At 45.8% G+C, this 16,129-nt stretch carries 17 protein-coding genes; all 17 read left to right on the top strand.

The window, feature by feature from the left end:
- Positions 1-10: 10 nt before the first annotated feature.
- The gene (locus ACLROL_RS08325) at positions 11-1,408 is read left to right on the top strand and encodes an RsmB/NOP family class I SAM-dependent RNA methyltransferase (RefSeq protein WP_287449729.1); all 1,398 of its coding nucleotides are present in this window, start codon (positions 11-13) and stop codon (positions 1,406-1,408) included.
- Complete coding sequence (locus ACLROL_RS08320; RefSeq protein ID WP_287449727.1) at positions 1,408-2,157, top strand: pseudouridine synthase; 750 nt, start codon at positions 1,408-1,410, stop codon at positions 2,155-2,157. The genes ACLROL_RS08325 and ACLROL_RS08320 overlap by 1 nt, the downstream gene beginning before the upstream one ends.
- On the top strand, positions 2,150-2,827 hold the full coding sequence (locus ACLROL_RS08315) for an HAD family hydrolase (RefSeq protein ID WP_087210843.1): 678 nt from the start codon (positions 2,150-2,152) through the stop codon (positions 2,825-2,827). The genes ACLROL_RS08320 and ACLROL_RS08315 overlap by 8 nt, the downstream gene beginning before the upstream one ends.
- On the top strand, positions 2,817-4,730 hold the full coding sequence (locus ACLROL_RS08310; RefSeq protein WP_087202615.1) for a YgiQ family radical SAM protein: 1,914 nt from the start codon (positions 2,817-2,819) through the stop codon (positions 4,728-4,730). The genes ACLROL_RS08315 and ACLROL_RS08310 overlap by 11 nt, the downstream gene beginning before the upstream one ends.
- A gap of 13 nt (positions 4,731-4,743) precedes the next feature.
- Positions 4,744-5,523, top strand: coding sequence for an SDR family NAD(P)-dependent oxidoreductase (locus ACLROL_RS08305; RefSeq protein WP_287449725.1), 780 nt, complete (start codon positions 4,744-4,746; stop codon positions 5,521-5,523).
- A 17-nt stretch (positions 5,524-5,540) separates the two neighbouring features.
- Positions 5,541-6,116 (top strand): hypothetical protein, encoded by a 576-nt coding sequence (locus ACLROL_RS08300; protein WP_413067678.1) that lies wholly within the window; start codon positions 5,541-5,543, stop codon positions 6,114-6,116.
- A gap of 9 nt (positions 6,117-6,125) precedes the next feature.
- The gene (locus ACLROL_RS08295; RefSeq protein WP_413067677.1) at positions 6,126-7,109 is read left to right on the top strand and encodes an RluA family pseudouridine synthase; all 984 of its coding nucleotides are present in this window, start codon (positions 6,126-6,128) and stop codon (positions 7,107-7,109) included.
- 13 nt (positions 7,110-7,122) lie between these two features.
- On the top strand, positions 7,123-7,656 hold the full coding sequence (locus ACLROL_RS08290; protein WP_413067676.1) for a Holliday junction resolvase RecU: 534 nt from the start codon (positions 7,123-7,125) through the stop codon (positions 7,654-7,656).
- Positions 7,657-7,743: 87 nt separating this feature from the next.
- Positions 7,744-9,018 carry an ATP phosphoribosyltransferase regulatory subunit gene (gene hisZ, locus ACLROL_RS08285; protein WP_087210749.1) on the top strand — a complete coding sequence of 425 codons (1,275 nt, stop codon included), beginning with the start codon at positions 7,744-7,746 and terminating at the stop codon, positions 9,016-9,018.
- The gene (gene hisG / locus ACLROL_RS08280) at positions 9,015-9,650 is read left to right on the top strand and encodes an ATP phosphoribosyltransferase (protein WP_087202627.1); all 636 of its coding nucleotides are present in this window, start codon (positions 9,015-9,017) and stop codon (positions 9,648-9,650) included. Before hisZ ends, hisG begins: the two co-directional genes overlap by 4 nt.
- A 30-nt stretch (positions 9,651-9,680) precedes the next feature.
- Positions 9,681-10,979: a histidinol dehydrogenase gene (gene hisD, locus ACLROL_RS08275; protein WP_087202629.1), complete on the top strand. Its 1,299-nt coding sequence runs from the start codon at positions 9,681-9,683 to the stop codon at positions 10,977-10,979.
- A gap of 14 nt (positions 10,980-10,993) precedes the next feature.
- Positions 10,994-11,584 (top strand): imidazoleglycerol-phosphate dehydratase HisB, encoded by a 591-nt coding sequence (gene hisB, locus ACLROL_RS08270; RefSeq protein ID WP_330620590.1) that lies wholly within the window; start codon positions 10,994-10,996, stop codon positions 11,582-11,584.
- Positions 11,585-11,605: 21 nt separating this feature from the next.
- Entirely contained in the window at positions 11,606-12,892 is a 1,287-nt protein-coding gene (hisIE, locus tag ACLROL_RS08265) for a bifunctional phosphoribosyl-AMP cyclohydrolase/phosphoribosyl-ATP diphosphatase HisIE (RefSeq protein ID WP_221919836.1), read from the top strand.
- Between the two features lie 71 nt (positions 12,893-12,963).
- Positions 12,964-13,311, top strand: a complete 348-nt coding sequence (locus ACLROL_RS08260) for a hypothetical protein (RefSeq protein ID WP_413067675.1) — start codon at positions 12,964-12,966, stop codon at positions 13,309-13,311.
- 41 nt (positions 13,312-13,352) lie between these two features.
- Complete coding sequence (gene coaD / locus ACLROL_RS08255; protein WP_087202635.1) at positions 13,353-13,871, top strand: pantetheine-phosphate adenylyltransferase; 519 nt, start codon at positions 13,353-13,355, stop codon at positions 13,869-13,871.
- Positions 13,872-13,876: 5 nt separating this feature from the next.
- A complete protein-coding gene (gene rfbD / locus ACLROL_RS08250) occupies positions 13,877-14,746 on the top strand; it encodes a dTDP-4-dehydrorhamnose reductase (protein ID WP_221919837.1) in 870 nt (289 codons plus the stop codon).
- Positions 14,747-14,781: 35 nt separating this feature from the next.
- Positions 14,782-16,080, top strand: coding sequence for a putative ABC transporter permease (locus ACLROL_RS08245; protein WP_413067674.1), 1,299 nt, complete (start codon positions 14,782-14,784; stop codon positions 16,078-16,080).
- The last annotated feature ends 49 nt before the right edge of the window (positions 16,081-16,129 follow it).

Genomic DNA, 16,129 nt, shown 5'->3' with positions numbered 1-16,129 from the left:
AGGAGAAGTTATGAATTTACCAAAAGCATTTGAAGAGAAGATGCGGGCTCTTTTGGGCGAGGAATTCGACGCATATGCAGCCTGCTATGATGAACCAAGATATTATGGACTCCGCGTTAACACATCTAAGATCAGCGTGGAGGAATTTCAGAAAATTTGTCCGTTTTCCATTACCCCGATCCCGTGGATCAAGAATGGATTTTACTATGATGGGGAAAAAGAATCCCCGGCAAAGCATCCGTATTATTTTGCGGGGCTATATTATCTGCAGGAACCAAGCGCCATGACGCCTGCCGACCGGCTTCCGGTGGAACCGGGGGACAGAGTTCTTGATGTATGTGCAGCCCCTGGAGGGAAGGCGACAGAACTGGGTGCGAAACTGCAGGGAAGCGGGGTTTTGGTGGCAAATGACATCAGCAATTCCAGGTCAAAAGGCCTTCTAAAGAATCTGGAACTTTTCGGTATCGGAAATATGCTTGTACTGAGTGAGGAACCGGGAAAACTGACCGGGTATTTTCGGGAATATTTTGATAAGATCCTTATTGATGCTCCGTGTTCCGGAGAAGGGATGTTCCGAAAGGATCCAAAGATGATGAAAGCATGGGAGGAGCACGGACCGGAATTTTTTTCCAGACTTCAGAGAAGTATCGTGACCCAGGCAGCGGAGATGCTTCGACCTGGAGGGATGCTCCTTTATTCTACCTGTACTTTCGATGCACTGGAAAACGAAGGGACGATCGCGTATCTCATGGAAAAATATCCGGAGTTTGAAATCTGTGAGATCCGGCCATATGAGGGATTCTCACACGGGCGTTCGGACTGTGCCCCAGGAGGACAGGCAGATTTTCGGAAAACGGTTCGGATCTTTCCGCACCATATGAAGGGCGAAGGCCATTATCTGGCGCTTTTAAAAAAAGGGGAAGCCAAAGAAACGGAAGGTGCCGATAATGGGCTCCATTCCGAAACAAGCAAGGCTAAAAAGCCTCTCCCGGATGATCTGGAGATGTTTCTGAAAGGAATCAAAAGAACGTTTGATCCTGGAAGATTTGATATCCGTGGGGAGAGAGTGTATTATATGCCGCAAGATTTGCCTGCACTTTCAAAAGTTCGTTTCCTTCGGAGCGGACTTCTGCTAGGCGAGCTTAAAAAAGGAAGATTTGAACCAAGCCAGGCTCTTGCAATGAATCTGAAAAAAGAAGAGTACTCCCAGACGATCGATCTACCTCTCTCAGATGACCGGGTCATCAAATATCTGAAAGGAGAGACGCTTCTCGTGGATGATCTTGTTGGGTCAAAAGAAAAAGGATGGTATCTTGTCTGTGTCGACGGCTATCCTCTGGGATTTGGAAAACTTGCGGGAGGAACGATGAAAAATAAATATCTTCCAGGATGGAGATGGCAGTCATAATGATGCGATTAGATAAATTTCTTGTGGAAATGGGAGCAGGGAGCCGTTCCGAAGTAAAAAAGCAGATCAGTAAAGGATTGGTTTTGGTCAATGGCATTGTTGTCCGTAAACCTGAGACGAAGATCCAGGAACAGGAGGATGTGGTTATGTTCTCGGGGAAAGAATACCGATACGAAGCATTCGTCTACTATATGCTGCACAAACCGGCAGGAGTCATTTCTGCCACGGAAGATCGGAAAGATAAAACGGTTCTGGATCTGATTCCGGACAAAAAAAGACCGGATATTTTTCCAGTCGGAAGACTCGATAAGGATACGGAAGGACTTTTGCTCCTGACAAACGATGGGCAGCTTGCCCACCGGCTGCTTTCCCCAAAAAAGCATGTGGACAAGACCTATGAAGCCCGGATTTCAGGGATCGTCACAGAGGAGGACATCAGAGAGTTTCGGACCGGACTTGATATTGGAGATGAGAAACCGACGCTGCCAGCCAATCTGGAAATCCTGTACACTGATCCGACAAAAACAGAATCGTATGTCTCCATAGTAATTCGAGAGGGAAGATTTCACCAGATCAAGCGAATGTTTGAGGCGGTTGGGAAAGAGGTTCTGTACTTAAAGCGTATACGAATGGGAAGTCTTGTCCTGGATACCAAACTTTTAAAGGGAGAAAGCCGTGAGCTTACACCAGAAGAAGTGAAGATGCTGATAAACGAAACAGGAGGAGAACATGCCAAAGAAAATGCTTGACAATGTGAAAGCCATGATCTTCGACATGGATGGGACATTGATGGATTCCATGTGGATCTGGCCTGATATCGATGATTACTATGTAAAGAAATATGATCTTGTTCTGCCGGATGATTTTCACACAGCTATAGAAGGCAAGGCATACAGGGAGACAGCACAGTATTTTATAGATGTGCTCCACATGTCCATGGACGTGGAAGCTATCATGAAAGAATGGACACAGCTTGCATATGAAAGGTATAAAAACGATGTATTTTTAAAACCAGGGGCTAAAGAATTGCTGAAGTATGGAAAAGAAAAAGGAATCGTCTTTGGCATCGCCACAAGCAACGGGAGAAGTCTCGTGGATATGGTTCTGAAGGAGCGCAATATTCAGCAGTATTTCCAGTCTGTAAGGACTTCCTGTGAAGTCGGGAAAGGGAAACCGAGCCCGGATGTTTACCTGAAAGTATCGGAGGACATTGGAGTTTCTCCGGAAAATTGTCTTGTTTTTGAGGATGTCCCTATGGGAATCCTGGCCGGTAAGCGGGCGGGAATGCGAGTCTGTGCCATATATGATAAGTTTTCTGAAAAACAGGATCAGCAAAAGAAAGAACTTGCCGACTATTACATCCGGGATTTTCGGGATGTCATGGCAGGAATAGATGGAGAGCAAAAGAATGGAGAATAGATTTTTACCTGTCAGCAGAGAAGAAATGAGACAGAGAGGATGGGATCAGGTGGATTTTGTCTATGTGAGCGGAGATGCTTATGTGGATCATCCCTCTTTTGGACATGCGATCATCACAAGGGTTCTGGAATCAAGAGGATTTCGCGTAGGGATCATCCCCCAGCCGGACTGGAAAGACAAGGACAGCATTGCAGTGTTCGGAGAACCGCGGCTGGGATTTCTTGTCTCCGCGGGCAATATGGATTCCATGGTAAACCATTACAGTGTGTCGAAAAAGAGGCGGAAGACGGATGCATACACGCCTGGAGGCATCATGGGCAAACGTCCGGATTACGCCTGCATTGTCTATGGAAATCTGATCCGCCAGACATACAAAAATACACCGATCATTTTGGGAGGCATTGAGGCAAGTCTCAGGAGACTTGCTCATTACGACTATTGGTCAGACAAACTGAAGCGATCCATCCTACTTGACTCAGGGGCGGATTTGATCTCCTATGGGATGGGAGAACGGTCCATCGTGGAGATAGCGGAGGCCCTGGATGCCGGACTTGATGTGGCGGACATTACTTATATCGATGGAACGGTATGTAAAATCCGGGATAAAAATATCGCCTACGACGCGTTGGAATTGCCGTCCTTTGAAGAAATGAAGCGGGAAAAGCGCAAATATGCAGAAAGCTTTTACACGCAGTACTGTAACACAGATCCGTTTTCAGGACAGAGACTCCTTGAGCCGTATGAAAACGGAATCTATATTCTTCAAAATCCTGCTGCAAAGCCGCTTACCACACAGGAGATGGATGACGTCTACGCGCTTCCTTATATGCGTACTTACCATCCGATGTACGAGAAAGACGGAGGGATTCCGGCTATCTCAGAAGTAAAATTCAGCCTTATCAGCAACCGGGGATGTTTTGGTGGGTGCAGCTTCTGCGCACTTACTTTCCACCAGGGACGGATCATTCAGGTGCGAAGCCATGAATCTTTGCTGGAGGAGGCAAAAGCTTTGACCGAAGAGCCGGATTTCAAGGGTTATATCCACGACGTGGGGGGACCGACAGCCAACTTCCGTTTCCCAGCCTGTGAAAAACAGCTGACTTATGGAGCATGTAGGGAAAAGCAGTGCCTGTTCCCAAAACCTTGCAGGAATCTGAGGGCAGACCATAAAGATTACCTGAAACTTCTTCGGAAACTCAGAGAACTTCCAAAAGTAAAAAAAGTATTTATCCGATCCGGTATCCGATTCGATTATGTGATGGCGGACAAGGATGATACATTTATTCGGGAACTCTGCAAATACCATGTGAGTGGCCAGCTAAAAGTTGCCCCGGAGCATATCGCTGATCCGGTCCTTCAGATGATGGGCAAACCAGAAAACGCGGTCTATCGGGAATTTGCAGCCAAATATAAAAAGATCAACGAGCAGTTGGGCATGAAACAGTACCTTGTCCCGTATTTGATGTCCTCCCACCCTGGTTCTACCATGAAGGAGGCCATCGCGCTTGCGGAATATTTGAGAGATCTTGGCTATATGCCGGAGCAGGTTCAGGATTTTTATCCGACGCCGTCCACAATATCCACTTGCATGTATTATACGGGGGTGGATCCACGGACGATGAAGCCGGTTTATGTGCCGAAGTCTCCGCATGAAAAGGCGATGCAGCGCGCACTCATCCAGTATCGAAATCCAAAGAATTATGAACTTGTCATGGAAGCTCTGAAAAAAGAAGGGCGTGAAGATCTGATCGGATTTGGCAAACATTGTCTCATCCGGCCAAGACAGACAGGGGAAGACCGTTACTATGCGGAAAAGAGAAGGAAAGCCCAGGAAGAGAAAAACCGAAAACCGAGAAAGAAAAAGACCATTCGAAATACGCATAAAGCCAAAAAGAGACACTAAAGGGGGAGCAGGCATGAAGATTGCAGTGATAACAGGAGCCTCTTCCGGGATCGGAAGAGAATTTGTAAATCAGTTGCCGTCGTTTTACAAAGCGCTGGACGAGCTTTGGATCATCGCCAGGCGCGAAAAAAGGTTGGAAGAAATCCGGGAAGAATGCATGGAAAAATCAGGAGTTTACGTCCGGATTTTCGCGGGGGATCTTGAAAAAGATCTTGTCTATAAGCAGGTCAAGAACAGACTGGAAAATCAGAATCCGGACGTACGTATGCTCGTCAACGCCGCCGGATTTGGAAAGATCGGGGAAGCCGAAGAGATTGCGCGGAAAGATCCGGCCTTGCAGCTTCGAATGATCGACGTCAACTGCAGGGCTCTGACAAAGATGACGTTTACAATACTTCCCTATATGGGAAAAGGAGGCAGGATCATCAACATTTCCAGTGGAGCCTCCTTCTGTCCTCAGCCTGGATTTTGCGTATATGCAGCCACAAAATCCTATGTGACAAGCTTTTCAAGAGGACTGAATGAAGAGTTAAAAAAGAAAGGAATTTCGGTAACCGCCGTGTGCCCGGGGCCTGTGGATACAGAGTTTTTTGAGGTATCCGGCACAAACAACAGTAAGGCAAAGCAGGCAGCCATGGCAGAGGTCTCTCCTGTCGTAAAACAGGCTCTTCTGGATGCACGTGCCAAAAAACCGGTGTCAGTATACGGAAATCTTATGCAGGGGGCCAGGATTGCAGGAAAACTGCTTCCAAGCGACATGATTTTTTATGCAATGGAAAAATGGATGAAGTAATAAGGGGATAACAGTATATGAAAGTGAAAAAAGGAGACGCCGGGTATATCCGTACCCAAAAGAGGAGGAGGACATTCTACACGACCTTTCTGTTTGCAGTAAGTATCGCCGTCTTTCTGACTGGATATTTTACGACACACACAAGGAATAATGTGCTGACGATCGTGGCGGTGCTGGGCTGTCTGCCGGCTGCAAAGGCAGCGGTAGGGTTGATTATTTTGCTTCCATACCACACAATAGACGAAAAAAAGCAGATTCTTCTCCGTGAGAAGGCGCCGCTTATCACGGTGGCGTATGATCTCGTCATCACAAGCAGAGAAAAGATCATGCCCATCGATGTCATTGCCATCTCCGGACATCTTGTGTGCGGATATGTGAGCAGAACAAAGGTTGATCTTGCCTACACAGAAAAATATATCAAAACAACATTGAAAGAAAATCATTACGACAAAATGACGGTCAAGCTGTTTACTGATTACAATGCATTCCTCGGGAGAGCGGAAGGGATGAACAATATCGAGGCAGTGGAAAAGCCGGAGAATCACCGAATAGAAGAGAGTATCAAAGACATTTTACTGAACATAGCGATATAGGGAGGCGGTATGCAGAAAATCACGATTTCAAAAAACGAGGCCGGACAGAGGTCAGATAAGTTTCTTTCCAAATATTTTTCCGAAGCGCCGAAAAGTTTTCTCTATAAGATGATGCGCAAGAAAAATATTACCCGAAACAAGAAAAAAATGACTGGGCAAGAAAAACTTTCTGAGGGGGACGAGATCTTTCTCTTTTTGTCCGATGAGACGATTGAAAAGTTCCGAGGCAGAAAAGAGGCCGAACGCATCGCAAAAGAGACGGGAAATATTTCCGGTAAGCTTGATATTCTCTATGAAGACGAAGATGTTGTCTTTGTAAACAAGCCATGCGGAATGCTGTCACAAAAGGCACATCCTTCGGATGTATCTCTTGTGGAACATCTGATCCGGTATCTCATGGACAAAAAAGTTGTAACAGAAGAGTCTCTCCTAAGTTTTCGCCCTTCGGTCTGCAATCGGCTGGACCGCAACACGAGCGGCATCGTGCTTGCCGGGAAGAGTCTGCAGGGTCTTCAGGAACTGAGCCGTCTTCTGAAAGAGCGGACAATGAAAAAATATTACCGGACTATCGTTGTCGGAAAGATCAGCCAACCTAAGTACTTAAAAGGTTTTTTAAAAAAGGATGAAAAAACAAATCTTGTCACTGTCACATCCATGCAGACAGAAGGAAGCGTTCCTATCGAGACAGAATATGTTCCGGTTCAGATTTCAGAGTCGTATACTCTTTTGGAAGTCCATCTGATTACCGGTAGGACACACCAGATCCGGGCACATCTTGCATCTGTCGGACATCCCATCGTCGGAGACACAAAATACGGGGACAGAAAGATAAATTCTCAATTCCGGAAAGACTTCGGACTTTCCGGGCAGCTGCTTCATGCATACCGGGTGGAATTCCCAAATGAGGGCATCCGGCTTTCCAACTTGTCTGGAAAGACAGTGAAGGCAAAACCGCCGCGCCTGTTTGAGCAGATTGAAAAAGCACTGTTTTAAGGAGGCAGCTAAGATGGCAACATGGAATTCGCGGGGGCTTCGAGGCTCTGCGCTGGAAGACTATATCAATCATACGAACGAGCAGTACCTTCACAAAGGGCTCGCACTGATACAGAAGATTCCGACTCCGATCACACCGGTCCGTATCGACAAAGAGCACAGACATATCACACTTGCATACTTTGATCAGCGAAGTACGGTAGACTATATCGGTGTTGTCCAAGGAATCCCTGTCTGTTTTGATGCGAAAGAGTGCAGGGCAGCAACCTTCCCGCTCCAGAATGTGCATTCCCACCAGATTGAATTTATGAAACAATTTGAAAGGCAAGGTGGGATTGCATTCCTTTTAATCTACTATACCGAACGGAATATTCTTTACTACATGCGCTACGAAGAAATACAGAATTTCTGGGACCGAATGCAGCACGGCGGAAGAAAAAGCATCTGTTTTGAAGAATTATCTCCGGAATTTTTCCTGGAGCTGAAATGCGGCTGTATCGTCCCGTATCTGGATGCGATCCAGAAAGACCTTGACAAAAGGCCATAATCTTTTTATAATTGTCGTTAGACTTTGATTTAATATGCTAGCACGCTAAAGTGCTGAAAATCAAATAGCAGAAAGAGTGAGGCACAGATGAAACAGAAAATATTACATACACCGGAAGGTGTTCGAGATATTTACAGAACGGAATGCCGAAAAAAATTGGCGCTGCAGGACAAACTACATCAGGTCCTGCATCTGTATGGATATCAGGACATCCAGACACCGACATTTGAATTTTTCGATGTATTCAGAAAAGAAATCGGCACGATTCCGGTAAAAGAATTATACAAATTTTTTGATCGGGAGGGAAATATCCTGGCTCTGAGACCAGATATCACACCTTCTGTGGCGCGGGCAGCCGCGACACTGTTTGAGATTGAAGAAATGCCGCTTCGGCTTTGCTATATAGGGAACACGTTTATCAATCACTCCAGTTATCAGGGACGACTTCGGGAGAACACACAGCTGGGAGCTGAGTTTATCGGGCTGGATTCCGAAGACGTAGATGCGGAAATGCTCGCGATGGTCGTAGATTGTCTGCGTCAGTCTGGACTTGAGAATTTTCAGATCAGTGTAGGGAACGTCGCGTTTCTCCACAGCTTGTTCCGGGAGGCATCTCTTTCCCAAGAATGCGAGGAGAGATTGCGGGAGCTGATCCAGAACCGAAACTATTACGCCGCTTCCGAACTTCTGGATGAGGCAGGGGTAAAGGAGGAGACAAAGGAGCTTTTTCGAGTACTTCCGGAACTTGTCGGCGGGGTCGATATTTTAAACAAGGCGGATGAAATCGCTCCGAATGAGATGGCAAAAAGAGCGGTTAAACGGTTGAAAAAGACGTTCGAGATATTGAAAGCTTACACCGTGCAGAAATATATTACCTTTGATTTCAGTATGTGCGGAGCGTACGGTTACTATACCGGTGTGATTTTCCGGGCGTATACGTTTGGAACAGGGGACGCTATTGTAAAAGGAGGAAGGTACAACCACCTTTTAGAAAAGTTTGGAAAGAAATCTCCGTCCATTGGGTTTGCCGTCATTATTGATGAGCTGATGAATGCATTGGCAAGACAGCATGTGGAAATTTCTTGCGGGGAGGATACGACTGTCATCGTGTATGACGATGCAATGCGTCGAAAGGCCATCAGCCTTGCAAAAGAATGCCGGTCAAAGAAAAACAACACGGAACTTTTGCGGAAGCGTCCGAAAGATTCTCTGGATGTCTATATCCAGTATGGAAAGAAAAACGGCGCTTCCAGCCTTCTCTATCTGCAGGAATCAGAGCCCATCGAAATGATCAATCTGCGGACAGGGGAAACGAAGAGATTCGGAGAAAGTGAAAAGGCAGAAAAGGAGAAGGCACAATGAGGTATTTGACGTTTGCCCTATGCAAAGGGCGGCTAGCTATGAAGACACTGGCATTGCTTGAACAGCTCGGTATTACCTGCGAAGAAATGTATGACAAGGATTCCAGAAAACTGATTTTTGTCAATGAAGAACTCAAACTACGATTCTTTCTCGCCAAAGGGCCGGATGTCCCGACGTACGTAGAATATGGAGCTGCTGATATCGGGGTGGCCGGAAAAGATATTATTTTGGAGGAAGACAGGAAAGTCCACGAAGTGCTTGATCTGAAATTTGGCCAGTGCAGAATGTGTGTATGCGGACCTAAGAGCGCACAGGAGCTTCTGAAGCACCACGAAGTGATACGTGTGGCAACGAAATATCCGCATATTGCAAAGGATTTCTTTTACAACCACAGACATCAGACGGTGGAGATCATCAAGCTGAACGGCTCTATCGAACTTGCACCGATTGTTGGCCTGGCTGAAGTAATTGTGGATATCGTGGAGACGGGGACAACGCTTCGGGAAAATGGACTGGATGTACTGGAAGAAGTATGTCCCCTTTCGGCAAGGATGATCGTCAATCCGGTAAGTATGCGGATGGAAAATGAAAGAATACGTAAGCTGATCACGGAGCTGAAAAAACTTGTATAAAGATTTATGCTGGAAAGGCAGGGAAAACCAATGAGAATTCAGAAACTGAACGATGTATCCAGAAGAAATCTTCTGGAAGATCTCTTAAAGAGAAGCCCAAATCAATATCGGGAATATGAGGGCAAGGTAGAAGAGATCCTTGAACGGGTAAGAATAGAAAAAGATAAAGCTCTTTTTGCATATACAGAGCAGTTTGATCACGCACATCTGACTGCAAAAACTGTAAAAGTGACAGACGAAGAGATCGAGGAAGCGTATGAAAAGGTAGACCCAAATCTTGTTGATGTCATCCGGAAAGCCATTGCAAACATTCGGAGTTACCATGAAAAGCAAAAGAGAAACAGCTGGTTTGACAGTAATCCGGACGGAACGATCCTTGGGCAGAAGATTACCCCGCTTCATCGGGTCGGTGTCTATGTACCAGGAGGAAAGGCGGTCTATCCTTCCTCTGTTCTGATGAACGTAATTCCAGCCAGCATCGCCGGAGTGGATGAAATCGTGATGGTCACTCCCCCGGACAGAGAAGGAAAAGTAAATCCCAACACACTTGTGGCAGCCAGGGAAGCCGGTGTGGACGTCATTTACAAAGTTGGAGGAGCACAGGCTATTGCAGCACTGGCTTACGGAACCGAGAGTATCCCAAAGACAGATAAGATCGTAGGGCCTGGCAATATCTATGTTGCTCTGGCAAAAAAGGCTGTCTATGGACATGTCAGCATCGATTCCGTTGCAGGTCCTTCCGAAATCCTTGTGATCGCCGACGAGTCAGCCAATCCAAGGTATGTGGCGGCGGATCTTCTGTCTCAGGCTGAACACGACGAGCTGGCTTCCGCTATCCTCGTTACAACGAGCATGGAGCTTGCCGAAAAGGTATCCGTGGAAATAGAGCAATTTTTGAAGACGCTTTCCAGAGCAGATATCATCCGCAAATCACTGGATCAATACGGATATATTCTAGTCTCCGATACAATGGATGAAGCTGTAGACACGGCCAATGAGATCGCCTCAGAACATCTGGAAATCCTTACAAAAAACCCGTTTGATATCATGACAAAAATCCGCAATGCCGGAGCTATTTTTCTTGGAGAATATGCAAGCGAGCCCCTCGGAGATTACTTTGCCGGCCCCAACCACATTCTTCCGACGAATGGGACGGCGAAATTTTTCTCTCCGCTTTCCGTAGATGATTTCATCAAGAAATCCAGCATTATTTCTTATTCGCGGGAGGCACTTGAAAAAGTCCACAAAGACATCGAGTATTTTGCCGAGGCGGAACAGCTTACCGCCCATGCAAATTCTATCAGAGTGCGTTTTGAGGAGAAGCGGTAGAGGAGGGAATGCCAATGAAGGAAAGAACAGCTGAAAAAAGGCGTAAGACCAAAGAAACAGAGATTTATGTGAAGATCGATCTCGATGGGACGGGTGTATCCGATATTTCTACCGGAATTGGTTTTTTCGACCATATGCTGGAGGGATTTGCAAAACATGGGCTGTTTGATCTGACAGTCCGAGTAAACGGAGATCTCTATGTGGACAGTCACCACACGATTGAAGATACTGGTATTGTGCTTGGACAGGCGTTTCTAGAAGCTCTCGGCGAAAAGAAAGGTATCCGGAGGTTCGGATATTTTCTTCTTCCGATGGACGAGACCCTGGCCATGTGCGCGGCTGACCTTTCTGGACGGCCATTTTTGAAATATCAGGCCTGCTTTACGGTGGACAAGATCGGAGACATGGATACAGAGATGATCCGGGAATTTTTCTACGCATTTTCCTACAGCGCCATGATGAACCTGCATCTGAAAATTGTGGATGAAGGAAACAACCATCATATGGCAGAAGCACTGTTCAAAAGTTTTGGAAAGACTCTTATGATGGCTGTCTCTTCAGAACCTCGGATGACGGACGTCTGGTCAACAAAAGGCAGTTTATAGATGAAAGGATTTGTGAAACACATGAGTTATAAAAGATTGATTCCCTGCATTTTTATCAAGCAGGGGAAGGCAGTGGCATGGTTTGATGATCCTACCGTGATCTCAGACAATGTGATTACCCTTGCCAAACAGTACAAAGATAAGGGAGCAGATGAACTCCTGATCTTTGACCTGTCGGACTCAGATGAAGAACACGATGAGTCTATTGATATTATGAAGAAGATTAACCGTTTGATCGGTATCCCGGTCGTGGCTGGAGGAAATGTGAAACGACAGGAGGATATTAAGAAAATTCTCTATACCGGGGCGAAACGGGTTATCCTCAATTTCTCGAAACCGTATTCAGCAAAGCTCATCGAAGAGGCCGCTCTGCGTTTCGGACAGGAAAAGATTGCAGTATCTTTGAATGACTTTGATACACTTTTTAAACAGCAGAATCTGATTGAAAAATACAGCAGTGAGATCGTATTTATGCATAGACTGGATCTTGCCTCTGTGACGACGCTTACTGAAATTCCGTATGTTATCGTGACGGACACTATGGAAGAATCTGAGATATTCCGTATTTTGGAAAGTCCGGGGGCAAGAGGAATCTCCGGAAAATTTGTGAGCAGGACGGACCTTGACCTACATGTTTTTAAAGAAGAATGCACTAAACGGGAGATCCAGATGACCAGTTTCGAGAATACGATGGATTTCTCGGAATTCAAGCTGAATTCTGACGGTCTTCTCCCGGTTATTGTACAGAACTTTAAGACGTCCGAAGTGCTGATGATGGCTTACATGAATGAACAAGCCTTCCAGCAGACGATCAAAACAGGACGGATGACTTATTTCAGCAGAAGCAGGCAGTGCCTTTGGGTAAAAGGAGAAACTTCGGGACATTATCAGTATGTGAAGTCCTTAACCATCGACTGTGACAAAGATACGCTCCTTGCCAAGGTTGAACAGATTGGGGCTGCATGCCATACAGGAAATCCTACCTGTTTCTTTCAGACTGTGGCAGGATCCAATTACAACCGGGCGAACCCGCTCCAGATTTTTGAGTCTGTGTACGACACGATCGCGGACCGAAAAGTAAATCCGAAAGAAGGATCTTACACAAACTATCTTTTCGACAAAGGACTGGACAAGATTCTCAAAAAAGTGGGGGAGGAGGCAACGGAAATTATCATTGCCGCTAAAAATCCGAATCCGGAAGAACTGAAATACGAGATATCTGATTTTCTTTACCATGCCATGGTATTGATGGTTGAGCGTGGCCTTACATGGGAAGATATCATGGAAGAGATGGCAGACAGACATTAAATAAACGGAATAGAATCCAGTGACAAGGTATATAGTGTGATATACCTTGTCATTTTTTTGGAGGTTTTGTGATGGAACTTGAAAGAGCAAAAAAGAAAAGACAGGCACTGGATGCCATGAAATTGCGGGAGAACAGAACACAGCTGGATTCTTGGAGGACGCCGGCCATCCATCCCAGATACCGGGCTTCTTACTCTTCCATTTATCCAAATGAGGAAGAGGAGACAACCGGCACATTCGGTGTTCGTGTGTTTGTTTGCATTGCTCTTTTCGCATGTTTTGTGGCTGCCGATCAAAAGAGTATCGATATACCTGGGTACAGCACAAAAGGGCTTCTGAATGCGATTGAAAGAAAAATGGATGTAAATGGACTCCCAAGCTCTTTCTTGAAAGAATTTGACCTGTCATCTATTTTGTAGTATAGTTATGGGAGTGAAATTTAGAAAATGAGGAAATGCACATGATAAAAGCAGTATATCCGGGAAGTTTTGACCCGGTCACATTCGGGCATCTGGACATCATCAAACGTGCTGCAAAAGTAGTAGACGAACTGATCATAGGGGTGCTTGTCAATAAAAATAAGACTCCGCTCTTCAGTATGGAAGAGCGGCTTTCACTTCTTAAAGAAGTAACAAAAGAATTCCAAAATGTAAAAGTAATGGCCTTTGAAGGGCTGACCGTGGAATTTGCCAGACAAAACGGAGCAAAGCTCATCATCAGAGGACTCCGGGCAGTTACAGACTTTGAGTATGAGATGCAGCTTGCGCAGATCAATCACAGCGTGGAAGACGAAATAGACACCATGTTTTTTACCACAAGTCTGGAATACGCATTTTTAAGTTCTACGCTCGTAAAAGAAGTTGCTTATTATGGATCCGACACAAAAAAATACGTGCCGGAAGCAGTAGCTGAGGCATTGCGCCGGAAATTTCCCGTAAAAAAGGAATGTTCATATATAGAGGAAAAAGAGGAGGCGTAGCAGAAATGAGAATGAAAATATGGATCGCAGGGGCAAAAGGGCAGCTTGGATGCGCTTTGAATGATATGGCTGAAAAGAGCGGACTGGATGCAGAAATTCTCAATACGGACCGGGAAGAAGTGGACGTGACGGATATTGCCGCGGTGCTCGCTTTTGCAAGAGAGGAAAAACCGGATGTAATCTTCGATTGTGCGGCAGTCACAGACGTAGGTGTATGCGAAGCGCAGGCGGAACTTGCTTACAAAGTCAATGCTGTCGGTGCGCGGAATCTTGCAATCGCGGCTCATGAGACAAACGCCAAAATCGTACTCCTCTCGACAGACGACGTATTCAATGGGATTCGCCAGGTACCGTACCACGAATTCGATGAAACAGACCCCATGACCATCTATGGACGCAGCAAACTTGCGGGGGAAAATTATGTAAAAGAATTTGCCTACCGGCATTTTATCATACGGAGCAACTGGGTATTCGGAAGAGGAAGCGATAGGAATTTTGTCAATCAGATTTTGAAGGCGATCGAGACAAAAAAAGAGCTGTATATTGCAGTAGACCAGTATGGGTCTCCTACAAGTGCCAATGCTCTTGCATCTTTTATGCTTCGAATGATCCAGACAGAAGGATACGGAACTTACCATGTAACCTGTGACGGCGTCTGCAACCGTTGTGAATTCGCGAAAGAAATTGTGGAGCTGGCCGGCAAAGACGTGAAGATCATTCCGGTTCCTACGATGAAGGCAGAGTTTTCTTCGGCAAGGCCAACTTACACTGTATTGGACAACTTTTTGACTCGCGCTCTCGGGCAGGATGATATGCCTACATGGATTGATGCTCTGGAAGAATATATCGAAGAAATTAGGCCGATTTTTTCCTAAACTGTCCAATCTGAATCTACACACAGGATAAATATATGCAATTTACATTGACAGAATGTGTCTGGCTCATCATTGTTTATTCCTTTTTTGGATGGACGATCGAGACAGTGACAGGCACCATAAAAAAGAAGACATTTGTAAACCGGGGATTTTCTACAGGCCCGTTCTGCCTTGTCTACGGAATCGGCGCCCTTGTCATGGTTGTTGCCTTCCAGGAACTGAAAAGCAATCTGTTCTTTCTTTTCCTCGGATGCGCGGTTCTCGGCACAATGCTGGAATGGATGACAGGAAAACTTCTTGAACGTATGAATCAGCATAAATGGTGGGACTACTCCGACAAGCGCTGGAATTTTGATGGCTATATCTGTCTGCAGTACACAGTACTGTGGGGAATTCTCGGCATGCTGACCGTTCGGTACGGCGATGAGAATATAGTCCGGCTTTTGCACGTCATCCCGGATCTTTTCGGCACGATTGTCGTATGGACATTGGCAGCTGTTTGTGCACTGGACATGGCGGCTTCTTATACAGCAATCATCCATATTAGAAGACCGGTTCCGAAAGTGGTTCGTATACACCGGAAAGCAGCTGTCGTCCTTCACACTGCGATTCACAGGATCATCGGGCGAGTAGAACGAAGGATCGTAAACGTGTATCCTGTAGAGAAGAGGGTTGCTTCATCTACGCCAAAGACAGGAAAATTTGCTGAAGGATGCGGATTTTATAAACTGTTTTGGCTGTTTCTCGTCGGAGCCGTTCTTGGGGATTTCACAGAGACAATTTTTTGTCGATTGACCGCCGGCATATGGATGAGCCGCAGCAGTCTTGTGTGGGGACCATTCAGCATCGTTTGGGGATTAGCTATCGCTGCTGCAACTGCCTTGCTTTATAAAGACCGGGATAAACCGGATCGGTATCTTTTTTTTGTCGGGACATTTCTGGGCGGAGGATACGAATATCTTTGCAGCGTATTCACGGAGATTGTTTTTGGGAAAATCTTCTGGGACTACAGTGAGATTCCTTTTAATCTCGGTGCACGAATCAACTTACTTTACTGCTTTTTCTGGGGATTTGCGGCGGTAATCTGGATTAAAATCCTTTATCCTCGCTTTTCCGCATGGATTGAAAAACTTCCGGCTAAAGCAGGCTGCATTTTCACATGGGTGTTAGTCATCTTTATGATTGCCAATATTACCGTGTCTATGTTGGCGTTGATTCGGTATGATATGCGGGTAAAAGAAATACCGCCGTCCAATGCACTGGAACGGCTCATAGATGAACGATTTGACGATCAGCGAATGGAGCAGATTTACCCGAACGCGAAAGAAAAATAGTGAAAATGCACGAAATTTGCACTTGGATACATTGTTTGATTGTGCTATA

This window comes from Sellimonas sp., assembly GCF_047234585.1.
Lineage (GTDB): Bacteria > Bacillota > Clostridia > Lachnospirales > Lachnospiraceae > Sellimonas > Sellimonas caecigallum.
Note: the sequence above shows the minus strand (reverse complement) of the source record. Positions and strands in the feature narration are given on the sequence as shown.